Raw genomic sequence first — 16912 nt, forward strand, 5'->3', positions numbered from 1 at the left:
GAACAATATTAAAGATTAGTCGAGATGGCAAATCACAAATCATCTATTAAGAGAATCAGACAGGAAGAAAAAAGAAGACTTCACAACAGATATTATGCGAAGACAATGCGCAATGCAGTGAAGAAACTTCGTGCAACTACAGACAAAGCTGAAGCTGTTGCATTGTATCCTAGTGTACAGAAAATGTTGGATAAGCTGGCTAAGCGCAACATTATCCATGCGAACAAAGCTGCTAACTTGAAGTCTAAACTGGCTGCTTATATCAGCAAATTGGCTTAAGTTTACGCTTGACGTAAAAAGATATTAAGGCTGGATGTCGTCATCTGGCCTTTTGTCGTATCTACCTGCTTCATGTCTTTTTCACGATTTTTAGAGTGCTGAAAATCGGTTTATACCAGTTTTTTTTAGTATCTTTGAAAGCTTAAAAAAACGAAGAAAAAAACATGAGTGAAGAACTGACACAGAACAGCGGAAGCAACTACTCGGCCAGCAGTATCCAGGTGTTGGAAGGACTGGAGGCCGTTCGTAAACGCCCCGCCATGTATATCGGCGACATCAGCGAAAAAGGCTTGCATCACTTGGTCTACGAGGTAGTAGACAACTCCATTGACGAAGCCCTTGCCGGTTATTGTACACATATAGAAGTAACCATCAACGAAGACAACTCGATTACCGTACAGGACAACGGTCGAGGTATTCCGGTCGATTTCCACCAGAAAGAAAAAAAATCAGCCCTTGAAGTCGTAATGACTGTACTCCATGCCGGAGGTAAGTTCGACAAAGGTTCTTACAAGGTATCCGGAGGTTTGCACGGAGTGGGTGTTTCATGCGTAAATGCCCTGTCTACCCACATGATTACCAACGTCTTCCGCAACGGAAAAGTGTACCAGCAGGAATATGCTTGCGGAAAGCCGCTCTATCCGGTCAAGGAAGTGGGCACCACCGACCTCACCGGTACCCGACAGACGTTCTGGCCCGATGCCAGCATCTTCACGGTCACTGAATACAAATACAGCATCCTTCAGGCGCGTATGCGCGAACTGGCCTACCTGAACAAAGGCATCACCATCACGCTGACCGACAAGCGTGTGAAGGAAGAAGACGGTTCTTACAAGCAGGAAGTGTTCCACTCCGAAGAAGGAGTGAAAGAGTTCGTACGTTTCCTGAACTCCAACAATACACCGCTGATTGACGACGTAATTTACCTGAACACGGAAAAACAGGGAATTCCTATCGAGTGTGCCATCATGTACAACACGGGATTCCGCGAAAACCTGCATTCGTATGTAAACAACATCAACACCATTGAAGGTGGTACGCACGAAGCCGGTTTCCGTATGGCCCTGACCCGTGTGCTGAAAAAATATGCCGAAGAGAGCAAGGCACTTGAAAAAGCCAAAGTGGAAATTTCCGGAGAGGATTTCCGTGAAGGACTGATCGCCGTGATTTCTGTCAAGGTGGCCGAACCGCAGTTCGAAGGTCAGACCAAGACGAAGCTCGGCAACAACGAAGTGAGCGGTGCCGTAAACCAGGCGGTGGGCGAAGCTCTGACCAACTACTTGGAAGAACATCCGAAAGAAGCCAAAATCATTGTCGACAAAGTGGTACTGGCTGCCACCGCACGTGTGGCTGCCCGCAAGGCCCGCGAATCAGTACAGCGCAAGAGCCCGATGGGCGGAGGCGGACTGCCGGGTAAACTGGCCGACTGTTCCAGCCGTGTGGCAGAAGAATGTGAGCTGTTCCTCGTCGAGGGTGATTCGGCCGGCGGTTCTGCCAAACAGGGACGAAGCCGTCAGTTCCAGGCCATCCTGCCGCTGCGCGGTAAGATTCTGAACGTGGAAAAAGCCATGTGGCACAAGGCATTCGAAAGCGACGAAGTGAACAACATCATCCAGGCACTGGGCGTACGCTTCGGAGTGGACGGAGAAGAAGACAGCAAGAAAGCCAACATCGACAAGCTGCGCTACCACAAAGTCATCATCATGACCGATGCCGATGTCGATGGTTCTCACATCGACACCCTGATCATGACACTGTTCTACCGCTACATGCCCGAGGTTATCCAGGGCGGACACCTGTACATCGCCACTCCGCCGTTGTATAAATGCAGCAAAGGAAAAATCAGTGAATACTGCTATACAGACGAAGCCCGTCAGGCTTTCATCCAGAAATACGGTGACGGAAGCGAACAAGGCATCCACACCCAGCGCTACAAAGGTTTGGGTGAAATGAACCCGGAACAGCTGTGGGAAACCACCATGAATCCGGAAACCCGTATCCTGAAACAAGTGAACATTGAAAATGCGGCCGAAGCCGACTACATCTTCTCCATGCTGATGGGCGACGATGTAGGTCCACGACGTGAATTTATCGAGAAGAATGCGACGTATGCAAATATCGACGCATGATTCAATTTTTTCTTAATTCATTATTTTAAATCCAGCCTCACATCTTACAGAGGGAAACTCCGGATTCCGCAAGGACATCCGGAGTTTTTTATTTGCACAACTCCATCAGATTCATTACTTTTGAGCAAAACAAAAAGCCACAAACTAATACATACGATATGAAAATTACTTTTCGCATACAATACCGTACGGGCTGGGGAGAAAGCCTCTGTGTCTTCCTCCACCAGCAACAGATACAACACGCCGTAGAAATGACTACCCGCAACGGGGAAGAATGGACAGGAATGGCAGACTGCGACTTCCATTCCTCCGAACCCATCACTTACCGCTATGCCGTCAAGCTGCACGGAAAGGTGACACGAAAAGAATTTGGAGCCATTCCCCACTCTTTCTACCCGGGCAACATACAACAGCACCATTACCTGATTGAAGACTGCTGGAGAGACCTGCCGCAAAATGCCTATCTCTACACTTCGGCCTTCAACCACGCATATATACCGCAACAACCGACCAAACTCTCCAACGACGCCGGACGCTGCATCACCTTCCGGGCGCTCTGTCCGGGACTGCGCAACCGGAAACAACAGTTGGGAATCATCGGCAGCTGCGCGGCCTTAGGCAACTGGGAATACTGCCGTCCGCTCCGGATGAAGGAAGTACAGCCCAACGTATGGCATCTGACACTGGATGCCTCCACCCTGCAATTCCCGTTTGAGTATAAGTTCGTGGCCCTGCAGGAAGAAAGCGGTGCCGTGGAGAAATGGGAAACACGGCCCAACCGGACCTTTTCCCTCCAGCCACTCCAACGCGGCGAAACTTACCTGCCCATGGAAACGGAGGTGTTCTTCGAGGATACCCCTCACCGGATTGCCGGCTGCGCCATCCCCGTATTCTCCCTCCGCTCGGAAGGAAGCTGCGGCATGGGGGATTTCGGCGACCTGAAGAAGCTGATGGACTGGGCTTGCCAGACCAAGCAGAGAGCCATCCAGATTCTGCCCATCAACGATACCACACTGACAGGAAAATGGACAGACTCTTATCCCTATAACAGCATTTCCATCTATGCGTTCCACCCGATGTACATCGACCTTCGCCAGCTTCCGGCACTCAAAAACAAAAAAGCTGCCGAAGCTTTCGAGAAGGAACGGCTCAAGGTGAACTCTTTCTCGATGATGGATTATGAACAGTCCACCCAGCTGAAACTGAATTACCTGCATCAGATTTACAAACAGGAAGGCAAAAAGACACTGGCTTCAGAAGATTTTCTGGATTTCTTCCGCCGCAACGAAGAATGGCTGCGCCCATACGCTGCCTTCTGCTACCTGCGTGACTCATACGGCACTCCGGATTTCAACCAATGGCCGGCTTACAGTACCTACCAGCCCGACGAAATCGCCCAGCTGTGTACGGCCGAACACAAAGCTTATCCGCAGATTGCTTTCTACTACTACCTGCAATACCTGCTCCACGTGCAACTGCTGGCTGTGAGCACCTATGCGCGTCAGAAGGGCATCCTGCTGAAAGGGGACATTCCCATCGGCATCAGCCGTACCAGCGTGGAAGCATGGGTGGAACCGCATTACTTCCATCTCAACGGACAGGCCGGCGCTCCTCCCGATGATTTCTCCGTCAACGGACAAAACTGGGGATTCCCTACCTACAACTGGGAAGCCATGGAAAAAGACAACTATCGCTGGTGGCGTCGCCGCTTTGCCAAAATGGCCGAATATTTCACGGCCTACCGCATCGACCATATCTTGGGATTCTTCCGTATCTGGGAAATTCCCGACCATTCCGTACACGGACTGCTCGGGCAGTTCTCACCGTCCCTTCCGCTCAGTGTGGACGAAATCAAGAGTTTCGGACTCCATTTCGACCCCGACTTCATGACCCGCCCCTTCATAGACGACACCGTATTGGAAAAACTGTTCGGGGCACAAAGCGAAATGGTGCGGAACACCTTTATCGAACCGATAGCAGAAGGACGCTACGCCATGCGTCCGGAATTTGACACCCAGCGGAAAGTGGAAGCCTGGTTCGGTGACAAGCACGACGAAGAAAGCCTGAAACTAAAAGAAGGTCTCTACAGCCTCATCAGTGACGTGCTCTTCATCCCCGACCACCATGATCCGGAGAAATATCATCCGCGCATTACCGTACAACACGATTTCGTGTTCCAGCAACTAAGACCCAAAGACCAGGAAGCCTTCAACCATCTGTACAACCATTACTACTATCAGCGACACAACGAATTCTGGTATCAGGAAGCCATGAAGAAACTGCCGGTACTCACCCAGTCCACTCCAATGCTGGTCTGCGGTGAAGACCTCGGTATGGTACCCGGATGCGTGCCTTGGGTCATGAAACAACTGCAGATTCTGTCGCTCGAAATACAGCGTATGCCCAAAGAAATGAACGAAGAGTTCGGACATACAGAAAACTATCCGTTCCTGTCGGTATGTACCATCGGCACGCACGATATGTCTACCCTGCGCGGCTGGTGGGAAGAAGACCCTGCACGTACCGAACGTTTCTACCACAATGAAATGCACCACATGGGAGGCACTCCTTCGCCTGCTCCCGGATGGCTCTGCAAAGACATTGTATTCAATCACCTGAAGAGTCCTTCCCTGCTCTGCATATTGGCCTGGCAGGACTGGATGAGCATCAGTGAACGTCTGCGCAATCCAGATGTGGAAGCCGAACGCATCAACATCCCTGCCCATCCGCGGCATTACTGGCGCTGGCGCATGCACCTCACTCTGGAAGAACTACTCAAAGAGGATGAGCTCAATCAAACCATCCGCGAACTGATTGAAGACAGCGACAGAGAATAAGCATCCTACTATACAAGAAGCGTCCCCGAAGCCAGCAAATTGGGCTTCGGGGACGCTTCATTTTTCCACACCGGGGAGTTTATTTCTTATTTCCCAACAGGAACTCGTCGATGGCCTTCTTCAGTGCATCCTTCGGCATGGCACCCTGAGAAACCTGTGGCGTACCTTCTGCCGGAATGAACAGCAACGTCGGGATGCTGCGGATACCGAAAGCCGCAGAAAGTTCCGGTTCCTTGTCCGTATCAATCTTATACACTACAATCTTTCCCTTGTATTCTCCAGCCAGCTCTTCCAATATCGGAGCCACCATCTTGCAAGGACCACACCAGGTAGCATAGAAATCGACGATAGCCGGCAATTTGCCTTCATATTTCCATTCCTTAGGATTCTTTTCGTAATTATACACCTTAGTCAGAAACTCGGCTTTAGTCAGATGTATCACATTCGTCTGTTCCGCCGAAGTTTTCTGTGCTTCTGTCTGATTGCTATTGGACGCCTTGCTTCCACAAGCCGGCGTTAGCATGGCTGCTGTCAGGAGCATCAATAATATTCTTTTCATAAAATCAAAATAATGAGGGGTTATCAAATTTTCCTTATCTTCTTATTTTGCAAAAATAATATCTTCTGTAATAAGAACAAATTTTGAATGAAACAAGTTACTGTCTCCCGACCTTATATAACGTTTGTTCAGAAAAAAGTCCAAGTAATATCAGACTTAGCGTCTGATATTGCCTGGACTCATCAAAAAGTTCTTCTTGACTATTTACTGTTTAATATTCTTCCTCGTTGAAAAAGAAATCTTCCTTACTCGGATAGTCAGGCCAGATATCTTCTATACTTTCATAAATTTCCCCTTCATCTTCCATTTCCTGCAAGTTTTCGATAACTTCCAAAGGAGCCCCCGAACGCATTGCATAGTCAATTAACTCGTCTTTAGTTGCTGGCCAAGGAGCATCTTCCAGCTTTGAGGCCAATTCCAATGTCCAATACATAGTATATAATTTTAAACAGTTTTACTTCCGTTTTATTGAGTCACAAATGTATAACAAATTCTTTCACTCGCAACGCTTATCCCAATAAATTTCGCTTTTTCCTGTTAAATTATTTAACCTTCGAGATAAAACGAACAAATAATCAGACAATCGGTTAATAAAACACTTCACCTGCATATCCAGTTCGTAGGAAAGCGTGTCTTCCAGCGCCTGAATCCGCCGTTCTGCCCGGCGACAAACCGTACGGCACACATGACAGACAGAAGCCGGATAACTCCCTCCCGGAAGGATAAAACCTTTTAAAGAAGGCAACGATGCATTTATCTCATCAATGGCTTGTTCCAGCCGATGTACGTTCTCTTCGGAAATAGAACTTTCTACTGGGCGTTCCATTTTTTCGATGTCCGTGGCCAGATAAGAACCCAGTGAGAAAAGCTTATGCTGCACAAACCGGAGCAGCCTTTCACTCTCCACATCGTCCATCACCGAAATCAGCAGTCCGAGCGTAGAATTCAGTTCGTCTACTGTACCATACGCCTCCAGACGTACATCTGATTTGGACACCCGTACGCCTCCAACCAGTGACGTCGTACCCTTATCTCCCGTTTTGGTATAAATTTTAGTCAGTTTCATATCGTTTTAAATTTAAGGTTCCTGTTATACTCAAAGAAAGTTCACAATGCGGTGCTCTTTCACACGTTCCTTATCGAAAAATACCAGCCCCACATCATACAGGTCGAAAGTGATTCCCGTTCGCGGGTCAGCAATCACTTCCTTCCACCATTTCTTTTTCTCCTGCGTGGCATAAGGGCTACCTATGACAAAACAGGTATTCTTGTCCGTCAGCGGCAGCAGCTGTTCATATACTTTCTTGTACGCATCGGTATGCGCAATATGCACAACCTCGGGCTTCTTTCCTTCGGCCACCAGTCTTCTCATCTCTTTATCACAGTCACCCGTCACGTATTCAATAGAGGATTTTCCAGAAAGGATTCGTTTCACGGCATCTTCCCGTTCGTTCGCAAAAGTATAGACCTGCATATCCGTATGGGCTTCAGCCATATAACGGGTGCTCATGCCGCTCCCCGTTCCGATTTCCCACAATACGGAAGGACGAAGATAATTGACCAGCCGAAACAAAAACTTATCTACTTTTTCCCGGTAATGAGGCAGAAAAGCTACCACCCGCCGCAAATGATGCAACGGCCCGTAGGCATAAAAAGGCAAACGTTCGTATATCACGAACGTGATAAAAAAGAAATCGGCCGGAGAATGAACTCCATACCCACAACGATGCCGGAAGCGGCGACACCAGTTCCACCCCCTTAATATTATATCCCCCATTTTTACTCGGATTCTATGTTTATTTCAACAGGCAAAGATAAAGTTTATAGCGGAAAAACAAAAAGGATAGGAAGATTATGATACAAAATATCCTGAATGAAAGTCTAAATAACTCCAGACTTTCATTCAGGATTAATATTTCATGAAAAACAGGCGTGATTATTTACGCTGTCCCAATTTGTCATCCAAATAAAGGATACCGGCAGCATCACCGCATTTCTTAATCTTTTCAAGGATGTTCTGAGCAGTAGCTTCTTCTTCAACTTGTTCACGGACATATCCCCACAAGAAATCTTGTGAAGCTTTATCTTTCACTTCAGAAGCCACATTGACCAATTCATCAATCAGTTCAGAAACATGGCATTCGTGCTGATACACATGTTCAAAAACTTCTTGTACACTGCCCCAGCCTTGTGGAACGACATCAATCTTGTCTACTTTAGCCGCGCCACCACGTTTAGCCAAATAATCAGCCAAATCGTACGCATGCTGCAACTCTTCCTGTGACTGAGTTCTCATCCAAGAAGCGAAGCCGTCGAAACCTTCTTTCTTCAAATAGAAAGACATGGACAAATACAGATTAGAAGACCACATTTCAGCAGTAATCTGCTCGTTGATAGCATTCTGTAATTTTTCTGAGATCATAGTTCTATGTATTTTATTAAGTAATTCAACATCTACTCTTTTACGTACAAAATTAATGCCATAATCCCAGAAGATGACAAGATGTCACAGTTCACTACTAAAAGTTAGAGCATGCGGGATTTCCCCCAGAAAAAGCGTGACAGATGCAGACGGTCCAGACACCAGGCGATACCGAAAGAGCCTAACACACAGACAAAAAGCGACACAAAAAGGAAAATCATTCCGGTAGCGTCGAAGGCAAACACTTTCACCAGCTGCTTGACAGCCATCGTAAACACAGGCGAGAAAACCAGCAGAATGAAGGTATGCGAACCGATGTAGTTCATCGGATGCTTTATTCTTTCAGGAAGATGACGGAACACGGCCAACAACAGACTTATGACCAGGTAGGTCATAGCCACTCCCGACAAAGTTCCTTTGTTCAGGTTGGCTTCATCGCATGCCAGCCATACCACGGGTACCACGGCCCAGAAAGAAGGAACAAAAAAAGAACGGAAGTCCACTCCTGTCCGTTTCAAGACTACCCCTGCCATAAAATACAGCGCATTAATCAAGGATAGCACTCCCAAAACTGACAATACGGCATAACACAGAGCCAACAAAATCCATACAGACACTGTCTGATTCCATCGCCCCAAAAATTTATCCACTCCAAGGTAAGTCAATCCACACAACATCAAGGTATGCAAATACCAGTAAGGCCCCAACGGATGAAGAAACAACTTGTCGAGCCACAAAAAAACCGTCAGATGATCCACCGACTCTCGGACCGGCAACAGCGCAGACATCACCACGTAACCGGTCTCCATCACGGCATAGGGAACGAAAATCCATCCCATGCTCCGAAGAAACGGACGGACTCCCTTAGCGATATTCATCACATAACCTGAAATGATGAGAAACGCAGGCATATGAAACGTGTACACGAGCGATTTGGCGTAGGGATACTTGTCACCAATATAAGCCAGATGAAACACTATCATCAGCAGAATAAATACGGCTTTCAAGTAATCGAGCTCTGCAATACGATTTTTCATGGAGCGGAAGATTGGTTTGTAAATAAAAAAAGGCTGACTTTATCAAGTCAACCTCTTCGTACCCAGACCCGGGGTCGAACCGGGATGGATGTTACTCCACTGGTGTTTGAGACCAGCGCGTCTACCGATTCCGCCATCTGGGCATTTGTTTTTGTTTTGCGTGTGCAAAGGTAAACACATTTTTCTGAATCCGCAAGTAAATAGACATTTTTTATGAAAAAAGTCCCTCATTGCTCCTACTTTGAGAGCTACAAGGGACTTTTGAATCATATTTCTTCGCTTATTTCTGACGGATGAAGATATTAATCGGGGTTCCCGACAATTTCCACCGTTCACGAATCTTGTTTTCCAGGAAACGGCGATAAGGTTCTTTCACATACTGAGGCAGATTGGCAAAGAACACAAACGACGGAACCTGTGTATTGGGCAGCTGGGTGATATACTTAATCTTGATATATTTTCCCTTATTTGAAGGAGGTGGATAAGCCTCAATCAAAGGAAGCAGTTCTTCGTTCAAACGTGCTGTCGGAATACGACTCGTACGAGCCTGATAGACTTCCTTCGCAGCTTCCAGCACCTTCAAGATACGCTGTTTGGTCAGCGCAGAAGTAAAGATAATCGGGAAGTCTGTAAAAGGAGCCAGACGGTTGCGGATAGCATCTTCGTATCCCTTCATCACCTTGGCTGTCTTTTCTTCAATCAAGTCCCACTTGTTGACCACTACTACCAATCCTTTCTGGTTGCGCTGCACCAGTGAGAAGATATTCAAATCCTGTCCTTCAATACCACGAGTAGCATCCAGCATCAGGATACATACATCCGAATTCTCAATGGAACGGATGGAACGAATCACTGAATAATATTCCAGATCCTCGCTCACCTTATTCTTCTTGCGAATACCTGCCGTATCCACCAAATAGAAATCGAATCCAAATTTGTTGTAACGCGTATAGATAGAATCGCGTGTAGTACCTGCAATCTCCGTTACTATGTTCCGGTCTTCTCCGATAAACGCATTGATAATAGATGATTTTCCAGCATTCGGACGGCCTACCACTGCAAAGCGAGGAATATCTTCATCCAGAATCTCCGGTGTTTCTTTCTTAAACTTGCTCAACACCAAATCCAGCAAATCACCTGTTCCACTTCCACTTAAAGCCGAAACACAGTAAGGATCTCCCAATCCCAACGAATAAAACTCGGCCGCATTGTATTGCAAGTCGTTGTTATCCGTCTTGTTAGCTACCAGCAGTACCGGTGTCTTCGAACGGCGCAGAATTTCTGCCACTTCCATATCCAGGTCAGTGACCCCGTTCATCACATCCACTACAAACAGAATGACATCTGCTTCCTCAATGGCCAGCATCACCTGCTTGCGGATTTCTTCCTCGAACACATCATCCGAGTTTACTACCCATCCACCGGTATCTACCACTGAGAATTCCTTTCCCAGCCATTCCGACTTTCCATACTGTCGGTCGCGGGTTGTACCGGCCTGTTCATTCACAATCGCCTGACGCGTCTTGGTCAGACGGTTAAACAGTGTCGACTTTCCCACATTGGGACGTCCTACAATCGCAACTAAATTTCCCATACTTATCTTTCATTTACGGCTTCGCAGCCGATATTAATCCAATTGATAACCAAAATTCTTCAATTCCTTATCCGAGCTTCTCCAGTCCTTGTCTACCTTGACAAAGGTTTCCAAATAAATGGATTTCTGGAAGAAATGCTCCAATGTTTTACGAGCCTCGGTGGCCACCTTTTTCAAGGCTTTTCCCTGACGCCCGATGATAATGCCTTTCTGCGACTCACGTTCCACATAAATCACGGCATTGATATGGATGCTCTTGGCATCTTCCTTGAACTGTTCTACCACCACTTCTACGGAATAAGGAATCTCCTTGTCGTAATACAGCAGGATTTTCTCGCGGATAATCTCCGTCACAAAGAAACGGGCTGGCTTATCCGTCCACTGGTCTTTTCCAAAATAAGGAGGAGAGTCGGGCAGCAGTTCCTTGATGCGTTTCATCACCACATCGACATTAAATTTTGCCATAGCCGAAATCGGGATAATTTCCGCTTGCGGCAACATCTCGTGCCACTCGTCCACCAGCTTGACCAGATTCTCCTGGTTCGTCAGATCAATTTTATTTATCAGCAACAAAACAGGTACTTTCAAAGCACGTACCTTTTCCATGAACTCCGCATTCTTATCGGGTTTCTCAATTGTATCGGTGACATACAATAACACGTCCGCATCCACCAACGCCGATTCCGAAAAGTTCAGCATAGACTCCTGAAGCTTGTAATTGGGCTTCAATACACCCGGAGTATCAGAGAAGACAATCTGCATGTCGTCCGTATTGAGAATTCCCATAATACGGTGACGCGTTGTCTGAGCCTTGAAAGTCGCGATGGAGATACGTTCCCCCACCAGCAAGTTCATCAAAGTGGATTTTCCGACATTCGGATTACCCACAATATTCACAAATCCGGCTTTGTGCATAAGTAAATATTCGTTCACAGACAAAAAAACGCATCGATTGGGATGCGTTTTTTATCTGTAGTGTTAATTCTTTGTTTATTTATTTCCATCATAACCCCACTTCACGTAGCTGGCACCCCAAGTGAATCCAGCACCAAACGCAGTGAAGATAATGTTGTCGCCCTTCTTGAGCTGCTTTTCATAATCCCAAAGGCAAAGGGGCAACGTTCCCGCACTGGTATTACCATAGCGCTGGATATTAATCATCACCTTGTCCAATGGAACTTCCAGACGAGAAGCAACCGCATCAATGATACGCAAATTTGCCTGATGGGGAACAATCCAGTCAATGTTGTCTTTGGTCAAACCATGTTTTTCCGCTATCTGAGCGGTTACGTCTGACATGTTTGACACTGCATATTTGAACACGGTTCTACCTTCCTGATACAAATAATGCATCTTGTTGTCAATGGTAAAATAAGAAGGAGGACAAACTGAACCACCTGCTTTCATATGCAGGAACGGAAGTCCTTTACCATCTGTACGCAAGATAGAATCGATAATACCATAATCTTCTGTGGTAGCTTCCACCATACAAGCCGCAGCACCATCTCCGAAAATCGGGCAAGTGGCACGGTCTGAATAGTTCACCATGGAAGACATCTTATCTGCGCCCACAATGATAATTTTCTTGTGACGGCCTGACTGAATCATGCTGGCAGCTGTTTCCATCGCAAACAAGAAACCACTGCAAGCAGCCTGCAAGTCGAATGCATATGCATTCTTCAATCCAAGTTTATCACAAAGAATAGAAGCTGTAGAAGGGAAATGATAGTCAGGAGTTGTCGTCGCTACAATTACACAATCAATGGAAGCCGGATCTGAATCCGTTTTCTGCATCAACTGCTTAGCGGCCTTACGAGCCATATATGAAGTTCCCAAACCTTCTTCGTTCAGGATACGTCTTTCTTTTACCCCGATACGGGTCATAATCCACTCATCGTTGGTGTCAACCATTCTCGACAATTCTTCGTTTGTCAATACATAATCAGGTACATACCCACCGACTCCGGTAATTACTGCATTTATTTTTTCCATCATTTCTTAATTTCGTGGCCTATAAAAAAACAGCCGGGGAGCCGAAATGGCTCTCCGGCTTTAATTTTCCTGGAACATGCAAAGATGTTCAACAAAGCGTCAAGTTATTAAAGAGCAGCTTCTTTTTCGATAGCCAACTTACCTCTGTAATAACCGCAAGCCCCACATACTGTGTGATAAACATGCCATGCACCGCAGTTCGGGCAAATAGCCAACGTAGGAGCAACTGCCTTGTCGTGAGTTCTTCTCTTCGCAGTTCTCGTTTTTGATTGTCTTCTTTTAGGATGTGCCATTTTTCTAAACTTTTATTTAATTATTATCTAATATTTTCTTCAATTCGTTCCATCTCGGATCTATTTCTCGGGATTCAGGCAATTCCTCATCCATTTCTTCCTCCAAGAGGAAATCATCCATCTCGCCTTCCTCCTCAGCCGAAGTGCGTAGATGTTTGTTCAAAGCTCCCATCATACTTTTATTGCATTGTCCAGGAGCATGCACATGCTTCATCGGTAAACTCAATGCGATAAACTCGTACATAAACCACGCGACATTAATATAACCGTCTTCCTCGGGCACAATGACCATATCGTCCTCATCTGAGAATGCAGCTCCCAGTTTCACCTTCAAGGTATCATCTGTAACCACCGGTAATTCCATGTCATCCAGACAACGGTCACAAGGCACAATTACAGAACCTTCGATATGGAAAGTAAGGACATAGACCCCCATCGTTTTTTTTACGTTCAGCTGCACCTGCAACTTTCCCTTCTGGATTTCTGGAGCGTCAATATCCGTAAAGAACTGATTGGTCAAAGAGAACTCATAATCAGCTGAGTTTTCCGTCATGTTCTTTAATTCTATCTTGTATGTACTAAGTTTTCCCAAGTCGCAATACCATATAAATCGGGCGACAAAGATACAAATAATAATTCATTTCATCTAATCTTTCTGCTTTTTATTTATTAAAAATGCTTGTTTAACATACTTCACACTTTCGAGTTTCTATTTCTCTATATTAAAAATAGGTATAAATAAATGCATGAATCAGCCTCACAAAAGAGAAACGGGCGCAAATCCATTCATTTTTTACTGCGCAAAGGAGAATCCCGCACACTTTTAATTTAATTAACCCTTAAATCATAAATAAATATATTATCAATCGTACATTTTATTAGCAAATTAATTAAATTTGCAGCACATATCAAAGATATCAAACCTTATTCAATATGTTAACTCAAATAATTAATGCCCGTATTTTAACCCCGCAAGGATGGCTGAAAGACGGTTCCGTACTAATCAGAGACAACAAAATTCTGGAAGTAACCAACTGCGATCTGGCTATCGTAGGTGCTACACTGATTGACGCCAAAGGTATGTATATCGTACCAGGAGGAGTTGAAATCCATGTACACGGAGGTGGCGGACGCGATTTCATGGAAGGCAGTGAAGACGCTTTCCGTACTGCAGTCAAGGCACACATGCAGCATGGAACGACCAGCATCTTCCCCACCCTTTCTTCTTCTACCATTCCGATGATCCGTGCCGCAGCGGCTACTACGGAAAAATTAATGAGCGAGCCCGATAGTCCAGTACTTGGACTTCACTTGGAAGGACATTACTTTAACATAAAAATGGCAGGGGGACAAATGCCTGAGAATATCAAGAACCCTGATCCTGAAGAGTACATTCCCCTATTGGAAGACACACATTGCATCAAACGTTGGGACGCGGCTCCCGAACTTCCGGGTGCCATGCAGTTTGGTAAATACATCACTTCAAAAGGCGTGTTGGCTGCAGTAGGACACACACAAGCTGAGTTTGAAGATATCTATACCGCATTCCAGGCAGGTTATACACATGCCACTCACTTCTACAACGCTATGCCGGGATTCCATAAACGCCGTGAATACAAATACGAAGGTACTGTAGAAAGTATTTATTTAATGGACGACATGACCGTGGAAGTAGTTGCCGACGGCATTCATGTACCTCCTACCATTCTGCGTCTGGTACACAAAATTAAAGGAGTAGAAAAAACTGCGTTAATCACCGATGCACTGGCCTGTGCCGCAAGCGACAGTAAAGAAGCCTTCGACCCGCGCGTCATCATCGAAGATGGTGTTTGCAAACTGGCCGACCGTTCTGCACTGGCTGGAAGTATCGCCACCATGGACCGCCTGATTCGTACCATGGTCCAGAAGGCAGAGATTCCTTTGGAGGATGCAGTCAGAATGGCTTCTGAAACTCCGGCCCGCATTATGGGTGTTCTTGACCGGAAAGGTACCCTTGAAAGAGGCAAAGATGCCGACATCATGGCCCTCGACCGTGACCTTAATGTACGTGCCGTATGGGCAATGGGAAAACTGGTAGAAGGCACTAACACACTTTTTTAACCACTTAAAAACATTCGACAATTATGCTGACACAAATCATAAACGGCCATATTCTTACTCCACAAGGATGGATGAAAGACGGCTCCGTACTCATCAGTGACGGAAAAATTTTGGAAGTCACAAACAGCGACCTGGCTGTCATCGGTGCTACCGTCATCGATGCCAAAGGTATGTACATCGTGCCAGGCTTCGTGAGCATGCATGCACATGGAGGTGGCGGACACGACTTCACAGAAGGAACTGTCGAAGCTTTTCAGAAGGCCACACAGGCTCATTTGAAACATGGAGCTACTTCCATTTTTCCTACTCTTTCTTCCACCAGTTTCGAAAATATCCGACGTGCAGTGAACGCGTGCGAAGAATTGATGAAAGAAGAAGGAAGCACCATACAGGGATTGCACATAGAAGGCCCCTATTTGAATAAGAAGATGGCCGGAACGCAATGGGAAGAATTCCTGAAAGACCCCGATCCGGAAGAATATATCCCATTACTTGAAAGTACACAATGCATCAAGCGCTGGGACATCAGTCCTGAACTGCCAGGAGCCCACGATTTCGCCAGATATACTACCTCAAAAGGTATCCTGACTGCAATCACCCATACCGAAGCAGAATATCCAGAAATTAAAGCTGCTTTCGAAGCCGGTTTCACTCATGCAGCCCACTTCTATAATGCCATGCCGGGATTCCACAAACGTCGTGAATACAAATACGAAGGCACCGTAGAAAGTGTGTACCTCACCGACGGAATGAGTGTAGAGGTGATCGCCGACGGAATCCACCTTCCAGCTACGATTCTCAAACTCGTCTACAAATTGAAAGGGGTGGAACAAACCTGCTTGGTAACCGATGCCCTGAAATATGCAGCCTACACAGGAGAACCGATCAATGATCCAAGATACATCATTGAAAATGGTGTATGCAAACTAGCCGATCATTCCGCTTTAGCCGGAAGTTTGGCCACGATGGAAACATTGATTCAAACCATGGTGAAAAAAGCAGCTATTCCTTTGGCTGATGCCGTACGAATGGCTTCCGAAACTCCAGCCAACCTGATTGGCATAGGAGCCTATAAAGGTACCCTACAAAAAGGAAAAGATGCAGACATTGTCATCTTGGACAAAGATATCAATGTAAGATGCGTATTCTCCTACGGAAAAATTGTAGAAGACACGAATACAATGATTCACTAACCTAATTATATTATAGAAATCAATCGCAAAAACTCTGGGCTGTGAAGTCCGGAGTTTTTTTATGTCTGATTTTAAAGGCTATCAGCCGTCTCTACCAACGGGGAGAGCACATTTCTGGGATTACCATACAGGCTAAAGGAAGCGACAGGAGCGCCGTGACAGACACACACCGCCCAAGGCTTTCCTGAGCCGCATTAAGCAGGCTTGGAAGATAACGGGACATTGCTTTCCCCAATGCAGATTCATGATTTGTCGGCCATCTCTCCAGCTTCTGACGGGACGCCGGAAAACATATTCTACTACCCCCGTATTCACGCTGCCCCGTCCGAGGACTCCTTCGGTCATCATTCCGGCCCCGCCGTTTCCCGTGTACCCGTCAGGGCATAAAAAAAAGCCCCGGAGCAGTTATGCTTCAGGACTTCTCTAAAACGGCGACTACCTACTCTCCCACTTGTACGCAGTACCATCGGCGTGGCG

The 16912-nt window shown here is 46.2% G+C and carries 17 protein-coding genes and 1 tRNA gene; 5 read left to right on the plus strand and 13 right to left on the minus strand.

Features of this window, described 5'->3' with window-relative positions; all coding sequences use genetic code 11:
- Window positions 1-24 precede the first annotated feature (24 nt).
- The 3 genes from rpsT to RDP42_RS11165 all read left to right on the plus strand — a co-directional run bounded on the left by rpsT (window position 25) and on the right by RDP42_RS11165 (window position 5245).
- Window positions 25-279, plus strand: coding sequence for a 30S ribosomal protein S20 (gene rpsT / locus RDP42_RS11155; RefSeq protein ID WP_072543621.1), 255 nt, complete (start codon window positions 25-27; stop codon window positions 277-279).
- A gap of 164 nt (window positions 280-443) precedes the next feature.
- Entirely contained in the window at window positions 444-2408 is a 1965-nt protein-coding gene (gyrB, locus tag RDP42_RS11160; protein WP_308763743.1) for a DNA topoisomerase (ATP-hydrolyzing) subunit B, read from the plus strand.
- A 158-nt stretch (window positions 2409-2566) separates the two neighbouring features.
- Window positions 2567-5245: a 4-alpha-glucanotransferase gene (locus RDP42_RS11165; RefSeq protein WP_308763744.1), complete on the plus strand. Its 2679-nt coding sequence runs from the start codon at window positions 2567-2569 to the stop codon at window positions 5243-5245.
- A gap of 79 nt (window positions 5246-5324) precedes the next feature.
- On the opposite strand, the gene trxA is transcribed toward RDP42_RS11165, so the two are convergent.
- The 12 genes from trxA to RDP42_RS11225 form a co-directional block, all read right to left on the minus strand.
- A complete protein-coding gene (gene trxA / locus RDP42_RS11170) occupies window positions 5325-5804 on the minus strand; it encodes a thioredoxin (protein WP_308763745.1) in 480 nt (159 codons plus the stop codon).
- Between the two features lie 211 nt (window positions 5805-6015).
- Window positions 6016-6237 (minus strand): DUF2795 domain-containing protein, encoded by a 222-nt coding sequence (locus RDP42_RS11175; protein WP_002558131.1) that lies wholly within the window; start codon window positions 6235-6237, stop codon window positions 6016-6018.
- Window positions 6238-6300: 63 nt separating this feature from the next.
- A complete protein-coding gene (locus RDP42_RS11180) occupies window positions 6301-6870 on the minus strand; it encodes a cob(I)yrinic acid a,c-diamide adenosyltransferase (protein WP_308763746.1) in 570 nt (189 codons plus the stop codon).
- 30 nt (window positions 6871-6900) lie between these two features.
- Window positions 6901-7581, minus strand: coding sequence for a hypothetical protein (locus tag RDP42_RS11185; protein ID WP_308763747.1), 681 nt, complete (start codon window positions 7579-7581; stop codon window positions 6901-6903).
- 159 nt (window positions 7582-7740) lie between these two features.
- Window positions 7741-8226: a ferritin gene (locus tag RDP42_RS11190; protein WP_303913748.1), complete on the minus strand. Its 486-nt coding sequence runs from the start codon at window positions 8224-8226 to the stop codon at window positions 7741-7743.
- Window positions 8227-8330: 104 nt separating this feature from the next.
- Window positions 8331-9263, minus strand: coding sequence for an acyltransferase (locus RDP42_RS11195; protein ID WP_308763748.1), 933 nt, complete (start codon window positions 9261-9263; stop codon window positions 8331-8333).
- 59 nt (window positions 9264-9322) lie between these two features.
- Window positions 9323-9406, minus strand: a tRNA-Leu gene (locus tag RDP42_RS11200).
- Between the two features lie 137 nt (window positions 9407-9543).
- Window positions 9544-10857, minus strand: a complete 1314-nt coding sequence (der, locus tag RDP42_RS11205) for a ribosome biogenesis GTPase Der (RefSeq protein ID WP_204473564.1) — start codon at window positions 10855-10857, stop codon at window positions 9544-9546.
- 33 nt (window positions 10858-10890) lie between these two features.
- The gene (gene era, locus RDP42_RS11210; RefSeq protein ID WP_022354681.1) at window positions 10891-11772 is read right to left on the minus strand and encodes a GTPase Era; all 882 of its coding nucleotides are present in this window, start codon (window positions 11770-11772) and stop codon (window positions 10891-10893) included.
- A gap of 75 nt (window positions 11773-11847) precedes the next feature.
- Window positions 11848-12849: a beta-ketoacyl-ACP synthase III gene (locus RDP42_RS11215; protein WP_204473781.1), complete on the minus strand. Its 1002-nt coding sequence runs from the start codon at window positions 12847-12849 to the stop codon at window positions 11848-11850.
- Between the two features lie 107 nt (window positions 12850-12956).
- Window positions 12957-13142: a 50S ribosomal protein L32 gene (gene rpmF / locus RDP42_RS11220; protein WP_007565939.1), complete on the minus strand. Its 186-nt coding sequence runs from the start codon at window positions 13140-13142 to the stop codon at window positions 12957-12959.
- Window positions 13143-13158: 16 nt separating this feature from the next.
- Entirely contained in the window at window positions 13159-13695 is a 537-nt protein-coding gene (locus RDP42_RS11225; protein WP_308763749.1) for a DUF177 domain-containing protein, read from the minus strand.
- Between the two features lie 380 nt (window positions 13696-14075).
- On the opposite strand from RDP42_RS11225, the gene nagA (RDP42_RS11230) reads away from it, so the two are divergent.
- Both nagA (RDP42_RS11230) and nagA (RDP42_RS11235) read left to right on the plus strand, forming a co-directional pair.
- Entirely contained in the window at window positions 14076-15242 is a 1167-nt protein-coding gene (gene nagA, locus RDP42_RS11230) for an N-acetylglucosamine-6-phosphate deacetylase (protein ID WP_308763750.1), read from the plus strand.
- A 23-nt stretch (window positions 15243-15265) separates the two neighbouring features.
- On the plus strand, window positions 15266-16435 hold the full coding sequence (nagA, locus tag RDP42_RS11235; protein WP_308763751.1) for an N-acetylglucosamine-6-phosphate deacetylase: 1170 nt from the start codon (window positions 15266-15268) through the stop codon (window positions 16433-16435).
- Between the two features lie 132 nt (window positions 16436-16567).
- Here nagA (RDP42_RS11235) and RDP42_RS11240 read toward each other — a convergent pair whose 3' ends face one another.
- Window positions 16568-16783: a hypothetical protein gene (locus RDP42_RS11240; RefSeq protein WP_308763752.1), complete on the minus strand. Its 216-nt coding sequence runs from the start codon at window positions 16781-16783 to the stop codon at window positions 16568-16570.
- Window positions 16784-16912: the final 129 nt, after the last annotated feature.

It is taken from the genome of uncultured Bacteroides sp. (genome assembly GCF_902472605.1).
In the GTDB taxonomy this organism is placed as follows: domain Bacteria; phylum Bacteroidota; class Bacteroidia; order Bacteroidales; family Bacteroidaceae; genus Phocaeicola.

Coding starts and splice junctions, on each gene's coding strand:
- trxA (WP_308763745.1), bottom strand. CDS start 5,804: ATGAAAAGAATATTATTGATGCTCCTGACAGCAGCCATGCTAACGCCG.
- nagA (WP_308763751.1), top strand. CDS start 15,266: ATGCTGACACAAATCATAAACGGCCATATTCTTACTCCACAAGGATGG.
- RDP42_RS11195 (WP_308763748.1), bottom strand. CDS start 9,263: ATGAAAAATCGTATTGCAGAGCTCGATTACTTGAAAGCCGTATTTATT.
- RDP42_RS11190 (WP_303913748.1), bottom strand. CDS start 8,226: ATGATCTCAGAAAAATTACAGAATGCTATCAACGAGCAGATTACTGCT.
- RDP42_RS11165 (WP_308763744.1), top strand. CDS start 2,567: ATGAAAATTACTTTTCGCATACAATACCGTACGGGCTGGGGAGAAAGC.
- nagA (WP_308763750.1), top strand. CDS start 14,076: ATGTTAACTCAAATAATTAATGCCCGTATTTTAACCCCGCAAGGATGG.
- der (WP_204473564.1), bottom strand. CDS start 10,857: ATGGGAAATTTAGTTGCGATTGTAGGACGTCCCAATGTGGGAAAGTCG.
- RDP42_RS11240 (WP_308763752.1), bottom strand. CDS start 16,783: ATGATGACCGAAGGAGTCCTCGGACGGGGCAGCGTGAATACGGGGGTA.
- gyrB (WP_308763743.1), top strand. CDS start 444: ATGAGTGAAGAACTGACACAGAACAGCGGAAGCAACTACTCGGCCAGC.
- RDP42_RS11215 (WP_204473781.1), bottom strand. CDS start 12,849: ATGGAAAAAATAAATGCAGTAATTACCGGAGTCGGTGGGTATGTACCT.
- rpmF (WP_007565939.1), bottom strand. CDS start 13,142: ATGGCACATCCTAAAAGAAGACAATCAAAAACGAGAACTGCGAAGAGA.
- RDP42_RS11225 (WP_308763749.1), bottom strand. CDS start 13,695: ATGACGGAAAACTCAGCTGATTATGAGTTCTCTTTGACCAATCAGTTC.
- rpsT (WP_072543621.1), top strand. CDS start 25: ATGGCAAATCACAAATCATCTATTAAGAGAATCAGACAGGAAGAAAAA.
- RDP42_RS11185 (WP_308763747.1), bottom strand. CDS start 7,581: ATGGGGGATATAATATTAAGGGGGTGGAACTGGTGTCGCCGCTTCCGG.
- era (WP_022354681.1), bottom strand. CDS start 11,772: ATGCACAAAGCCGGATTTGTGAATATTGTGGGTAATCCGAATGTCGGA.
- RDP42_RS11175 (WP_002558131.1), bottom strand. CDS start 6,237: ATGTATTGGACATTGGAATTGGCCTCAAAGCTGGAAGATGCTCCTTGG.
- RDP42_RS11180 (WP_308763746.1), bottom strand. CDS start 6,870: ATGAAACTGACTAAAATTTATACCAAAACGGGAGATAAGGGTACGACG.